The organism is Sphingobium terrigena (assembly GCF_003591655.1).
In the GTDB taxonomy this organism is placed as follows: domain Bacteria; phylum Pseudomonadota; class Alphaproteobacteria; order Sphingomonadales; family Sphingomonadaceae; genus Sphingobium; species Sphingobium terrigena.
In genome coordinates this window covers 190388-196853 of the sequence record NZ_QVRA01000008.1, presented here as the reverse complement: position 1 = coordinate 196853, position 6466 = coordinate 190388, and the positions used below count along the sequence as shown (strand labels likewise).

Sequence of the window (6466 nt, the reverse complement as noted above, 5' to 3'; positions counted from 1 at the left end):
TGCAAACTCAAGGAGTTCAAGCGCATCGCCATGCGAGCCTGCAAAACAGACCGCAGCTTCGAAGCGATGATCTACCTCGCCGCAGCCGTCATCAATTCACGATGAATCCCCACAAGCCCTAAAGAATAAAGCAAGAACGGATCGATTCAGCCCCGCATATTCGCCATTTCGGACAGGGTCTGGAGCAATGGCCTCATTCGGCCATGGAAAAGGGGCGACAGGCGGCGCTTTCCGTCCAGTTTGCAGCCAATTTGGCGGGAGGATGCAGGAAATTTCCTATCACTTCAGGAAAGGCTGACATTCGCTCCGAAATGGAGTCAATTGTCACACCGCCGTGGCGCGGGCGAAAGCGATGTAGAGCGCGCGCAGCCGCATCGCGACCGGGCCGGGGGTGCCGCTGCCGATGGTCTGGCCGTCGATGGTGACGACGGACTGGCACAGGGTCGATGCGCTGGTGATGAATGCCTCTTTCGCGGACAGCGCTTCTGCGACGGTAAAGGGGCGGCGGATCACGGCCAGCCCGCTTTCGGCGGCTAGCGCGGTCAGCGCGTCGCCGGTGCAGCCCGCCAGCACGGCCTGCGAATAAGGGCGGGTGATGATGCCTTCGTCAGTGACGATGAAGGCGGTGGAGGAAGCGCCTTCGGTGACGAAGCCGTCCTCGACCAGCCAGGCCTCCTGCGCGCCCGCGTCGCGCGCGGCCTGTTTGGCCATCGCCTGGGCCAGCAGGCCAGTGCTTTTGATGTCGCGCCGTTTCCAGCGCAGGTCTGGCATCGTGGCAACCGCGATGCCGGTGGTGACGGCGGGGACGTTGAGGAAGGGCTTGTCCTGCACGAACAGGAACAGGGTCGGCGCGGTATCGGGCGATGGCAGAAAGTCGCGGGTCGCGTCCGCGCCACGGGTCAGCTGGAGATAGACCAGTCCTTCATGGAGCGCATTGCGGGCAACGAGCTGCTTCTGCACGGCCTCAATCTCGGTCAGGCTGAGCGGCAGGCGGATGCCGAGCGCATCGGCAGAGCGTTGCAGCCGGGCGAGATGGCTGGCGCTGTCGATCAGACCGCTATCAATCACCGCAGCGACCTCATAAATGCCGTCTGCGAACAGGAAGCCGCGGTCCAGCGGCGAGATCCGCACCTGATCGAGCGGCAGAAAGGCACCATTGAGATAGGCGATCGACATGAGGCGGGACGGTTCCTGAGCGGTGGATATCCCCTGCTTTTGCCAGTCGGGCGGGCAGGGTCAAGCGGCTTAGCTTCGCACATTTCCCGGTGATCGTGACATTTATGTGCGTTTGGCGGGAATTTTATTACGTGATGCGACGCGGATGCCGGGCGCGGAACTTCGCTAAACTCACCCATGTCGCGTATGAAGAATATGCGCAAAGTCGGTCGCCCGCTGGTGCGGGTTGGGGAGGGCGTGGACGATGGGAAGGCGCCGCGGCGGGTATAGCAGGGGTGAGGGTCTGTAGGACAGGGTGGAAGCTTTCCGCCTATGCCGCTTTCCCCTGCAATGCCTTCTGCCGCCGCCGTTGCACCGATGATCCTATCCCCATCGCCTCGCGATATTTCGCCACTGTGCGCCTTGCAATGTCCATGCCCTTGGCGCGCAGCAGGTCGACGAGGGTGTCGTCCGACAGGATGGCGTGGGGTTCCTCGGCCATGATCAGCGTCTTGATGTGGCTCTTGACCGCTTCGGCGGACACCGCGCCGTCGCCTTCCGCATTGGACACGCCGCTGGTGAAGAAATATTTGAGCTCGAACTGGCCGCGCGGGCAGGAGAGATATTTATTCGACGTCACCCGGCTGACGGTCGATTCATGCATGGCGATGGCGTCGGCGACGGTGCGCAGGGTCAGCGGCTTGAGATGCGCGACGCCCTTGCGGAAGAAATCCTCCTGTTGGCGCACGACTTCGCTGGCGACCTTGATGATCGTTTTCTGCCGCTGGTCGAGCGCCTTCACCAGCCAGTTGGCGCTGGCGAGGCAGTCGGCGAGCCAGGCCTTGGCGCTCTTGTCCTGCTTGCCCGACGCCAGTTCGACATAGTAGCTGCGATTGATGAGGACGCGGGGCAGGGTGGCGCTGTTGATCTCGATCGCCCAGCCGTCGGCGGTGGGCCGCACGAACAGGTCGGGGGTGACCGGCGCGGCGCGATCACTGGAAAAGCGCAGGCCAGGCTTGGGATCATAGCCGCGCAGCTCGCGGATCATGTCGGCCATATCCTCCTCATCCACGCCGCAGATGCGGCGCAGTTGCGGCAGCGCGCCGCGCGCCAGCAGGTCGAGATTGGCGAGCAGCCGGGCCATGCAGGGATCGTGGCGGTCAGCCTCCTTGGCTTGCAGGGCAAGACATTCGGAGAGCGATCGCGCGCCGACGCCAGTGGGGTCGAATGTGTGGATGACGCCCAGCACCCGTTCGACATCGCAAAGCGGCAGGCCGAGCGCATGGGCGGTTTCGAGCAGATTGGCCTCCAGATAGCCCGCCGGGTCGATCTGGCCGATCAGCTGGCCCGCGACGATCAGGTCCATGCCCGACAGAGCGGCGCGGGCCTGATCCATCAGATGTTCCTGAAGGCTGGGTTCGGGATTGGCGAAACTGTCGAAATCGAGCGCCTCGCCGCTGCCGCCTGTCAGCGCGTCCATGCCGCTGCCAGAGCCGCTACCCGTGCCGTGGGCGCTGGCCATGCGATCGCCGGGGCCATCGTCGATGAAGGTTTCCGCGCCATAATCGACGTCGAGCGGGGAATCGCCGACGCCCAGCCCCTGACCGATCAGATCGTCGCTGGACCCGGTTTCCGCTGAAAGGGTCGGGCGATCAACATCGCGGTCGATGCCATCTGCCATGGGCAGGTCGTCAGGCGCGCTGCCGCTGTCGAGCAGCGGGTTCTTCTCCAGCTCACCCGCGACGAACGCCTCTATCTCCAGATTGGACAGCGCCAGCAGCTTGATCGCCTGCTGGAGCTGCGGCGTCATCACCAGCGACTGGCTCTGCCGTATGTCGAGGCGTGGACCGAGCGCCATTAGAATAAGGTCCATTCAGGACAGTGAGCGCGCGCCACCATCATGTCAGAGCGAGAAATTCTCGCCCAGATAGAGGCGGCGGACGTCGGCATTGGCGACCAGTTCGGTCGGGCTGCCCGCAAACAGCATCTGGCCACCATAGATGATGCAGGCGCGGTCGACGATTTCCAGCGTTTCGCGCACATTATGGTCGGTGATGAGAACGCCGATGCCCCGATTTTTAAGGTCCTTCACCAGATCGCGAATGTCGGCGATGGAGAGCGGGTCGATGCCCGCAAAGGGTTCGTCCAGCAGCACGATCGAAGGATTGGCGGCCAGCGCGCGGGCGATTTCGCAGCGGCGCCGTTCGCCCCCAGACAGCGCCATGGCGGCGGAATCGCGCAGGCGGGTGAGGCCAAATTCGTCGAGCAATTGTTCCAGCCGCGCGTCGCGCGCGGCGCGGTCCGGCTCGGCCAGTTCCAGCACGGCACTGATATTCTGCGCCACGGTCAGGCCGCGAAAGATCGACGTTTCCTGCGGCAGATAGCCCAGGCCCAATATGGCGCGGCGATACATGGGCAGGCCGGTAATATCCTGCCCGTCCAGGATGATGCGGCCGCGATCGGGGCGGACTAGCCCCATGACCGAATAGAAGCAGGTCGTCTTGCCCGCGCCATTGGGGCCGAGCAGGCCGACCACTTCGCCCTTGCCCACGGTCAGCGACACGTCGGACAGGACGACCCGCTTGTCATAGCTTTTGGCGATGGAGATGACCGACAGGCCGTCGCCCAGCTCCTGCGGGGCCAGCGGGCGGTGGTCGGCGGCGGGCCGGTCCTGGGTGGTGACGTCGTGCATGGCTCGTCCATATTTGCAGCCAAGGAGTTGACCGCCGGTAAAAATTGACCCGCCCATCGGGCAGTTGGCATTCTTTGTGCATGGGAATGCCGCCGGGGCAAGGGGGAAAATGCCGGGCGGGGCTTCGACGCGCCTAGCCGCGCACGGGAAGCGCTGTCTGATATTTGGTGACCGACAGCGCAAATTGCGATGATGCGCCCGCGACCGATGGGTGTTTGAGCAGGGTGCGCATCAGGAAATGCTCATAATCGGCAACGTTGGAGGCGACGACGCGCATCAGATAATCCCATTCGCCGGACATGGAATAGCATTCCATCACCTGATCATGATCGCGCACGAATGTTTCGAACGCGGCGATCGAGTCGCCGGAAAAATCCTTCATCCGCACATGGCAGAAAATGGTGACATCCTGCCCCAGCAATTGCGGATCGGCCAGCCGCACCGCGCCGCGCAGCACGCCTGCTTCCTCCAGCGCCCGGACCCGCCGCCAGCAGGACGGGCCGGTGCTGCCGACACGCTCGGCCAGATCGGCATTGCTGAGCGCGGCATCGCGCTGCAACTCTGTAACGATGCGGCGATCAAGCGCGTCGAGTTCGACAAATTTCGTCATGAAATAGTCCAATCATGAAATATGATTACGACTATAGCCGAATAACCGGTCATTTTGAAAAGCAATTTCGCGCCTGATTTGCGATGCTGTGGCCATGGCCGACCCCCCCCTCGATCGTCCCGCGCACGCCGCGGAGGACTGGACCGTCCCGCAGGACTGGGACCGCTACAGCGCGGCCGACCATGCGATGTGGGACCGATTGTTTGACCGGCAGGCGCATATGCTGCCGGGGCGGGTGGTGCCGGAATTTATCGCCGGGCTGGACATATTGCGGATGGACGAGCCGGGCATCCCGCGCTTCGACGCTCTGTCGGATCGGCTGATGGGGGCGACAGGGTGGCAGGTGGTGGCGGTGCCGGGGCTGGTGCCAGACCGGGCATTTTTCGATCATCTCGCCAATCGCCGCTTCCCCGCCGGGCGCTTCATCCGCACGCCGGAACAGGAAGATTATCTGGAGGAGCCGGACGTGTTTCACGACATATTCGGTCATGTCCCCCTGCTCGCCAATCCGGTGTTCGCCGACTATATGCAGGCCTACGGTCAGGGCGGGCTGCGCGCCGACGGGCTGGGCGCGATCGAGAAGCTGGCGCGGCTCTACTGGTACACGGTCGAATTCGGGCTGATCGCGACGGACGAAGGCCTGCGCCTCTATGGCGCGGGGATCGTGTCGTCCAACGCCGAATCGCATTTCGCGCTGGAAGATCCCTCGCCCAACCGGCTGGGCTTTGATCTTCAGCGGCTGATGCGGACCCGCTACAGGATCGACGATTTCCAGCAGAGCTATTTCGTCATCGACAGTTTCGACCAGTTGTTGCGCCAGACGGTCGAGACCGATTTCGCGCCGCTTTATGCTGCGCTGGACCAGCAGAGCGATCTCGACACCGACACCATCCTGCCCGGCGACCGCGTCTTTACTCGCGGGACGCAGGCCTATGCCCATAAGAAGATGCAAGAGGAGCCGATATGACTGCCAGCGCCGACAATCCCCTGGGCCTTAACGGCTTTGAATTTGTCGAATTCACCTCGCCAGAGCCGCAAGCGATGGCCGCGCAGTTCGAGGCGCTGGGCTTTACCGCGACCCACCGGCACCCGACCAAGAATATCACCCGCTACAAGCAGGGGCGGATCAACCTGATGCTCAACCGCGACGATGCGGGCCGGGTCGCGGCGTTTCGCGGCGTGCATGGCCCCTCGGCCAGCGCGATGGCGTTCCGCGTCGCCAATCCGCAGGGCGCGCTGCAATGGGCGCTGGCCAATGGTGCGCAGCCGACCGAGGAGGATGACACTGTCATCATGGGGATTGGCGGCGCCTATCTTTATTTCATGCCCGACCGGGGCGATCCCTATGCCAATTGGGCCGAATTTCCTGGTTGGCGTGAGGCGGAGGCGCGCAACAATGTCGGCCTCGACCTGCTCGACCATCTGACCCACAATGTCCGGCGTGGGCAGATGCGGGTGTGGAGCGAATTTTACCGCACCCTGTTCGGGTTCGAGGAGCAGAAATTCTTTGATATTGAGGGCAAGGCGACGGGCCTGACCAGCCAGGCGATGATCGCCCCGGACAAGGCGATCCGCATTCCCCTGAACGAAAGCAAGGATGACAATAGCCAGATCGAGGAGTTCATCCGCGACTATCATGGCGAAGGCATCCAGCATCTCGCTCTGACCACCGACGATATTTACGCGACGGTCGAAAAGCTGCGCGCGCGCGGCGTGCGGTTGCAGGACACGATCGAGACCTATTATGAACTGGTCGACAGCCGTGTGCCGGGCCATGGCGAGGATCTGGAACGGCTGCGCGCCAACCGCATCCTGATCGACGGGGATGTGACAAGCGAAGGGCTGTTGCTGCAAATCTTTACCGAGCCGATGTTCGGGCCGATCTTTTTCGAGATCATCCAGCGCAAGGGCAATGAAGGCTTTGGCAACGGCAATTTCCAGGCCCTGTTCGAGAGTATCGAGCTGGACCAGATACGGCGCGGGGTGGTGAGCGTCGACGCCTGACATAA

General features: G+C 63.0%; 6 protein-coding genes. 2 read left to right on the top strand and 4 right to left on the bottom strand.

Annotation, left to right across the window (positions count from 1 at the left end; genetic code table 11):
- Window positions 1-324: 324 nt before the first annotated feature.
- The 4 genes from D0Z70_RS11415 to D0Z70_RS11400 all read right to left on the bottom strand — a co-directional run bounded on the left by D0Z70_RS11415 (window position 325) and on the right by D0Z70_RS11400 (window position 4457).
- Window positions 325-1176 (bottom strand): D-amino-acid transaminase, encoded by an 852-nt coding sequence (locus D0Z70_RS11415; protein WP_119746415.1) that lies wholly within the window; start codon window positions 1174-1176, stop codon window positions 325-327.
- 310 nt (window positions 1177-1486) lie between these two features.
- On the bottom strand, window positions 1487-3013 hold the full coding sequence (gene rpoN, locus D0Z70_RS11410) for an RNA polymerase factor sigma-54 (protein WP_119746413.1): 1527 nt from the start codon (window positions 3011-3013) through the stop codon (window positions 1487-1489).
- Between the two features lie 45 nt (window positions 3014-3058).
- Window positions 3059-3847: an LPS export ABC transporter ATP-binding protein gene (gene lptB, locus D0Z70_RS11405; protein WP_119746411.1), complete on the bottom strand. Its 789-nt coding sequence runs from the start codon at window positions 3845-3847 to the stop codon at window positions 3059-3061.
- Between the two features lie 133 nt (window positions 3848-3980).
- The gene (locus D0Z70_RS11400) at window positions 3981-4457 is read right to left on the bottom strand and encodes an Lrp/AsnC family transcriptional regulator (protein WP_006954287.1); all 477 of its coding nucleotides are present in this window, start codon (window positions 4455-4457) and stop codon (window positions 3981-3983) included.
- Between the two features lie 94 nt (window positions 4458-4551).
- Here D0Z70_RS11400 and phhA point away from each other — a divergent pair, with 94 nt between their 5' ends.
- Both phhA and hppD read left to right on the top strand, forming a co-directional pair.
- Window positions 4552-5424 carry a phenylalanine 4-monooxygenase gene (phhA, locus tag D0Z70_RS11395; RefSeq protein WP_119746409.1) on the top strand — a complete coding sequence of 291 codons (873 nt, stop codon included), beginning with the start codon at window positions 4552-4554 and terminating at the stop codon, window positions 5422-5424.
- Window positions 5421-6461 (top strand): 4-hydroxyphenylpyruvate dioxygenase, encoded by a 1041-nt coding sequence (hppD, locus tag D0Z70_RS11390; RefSeq protein WP_119746407.1) that lies wholly within the window; start codon window positions 5421-5423, stop codon window positions 6459-6461. The genes phhA and hppD overlap by 4 nt, the downstream gene beginning before the upstream one ends.
- Window positions 6462-6466 lie beyond the last annotated feature (5 nt).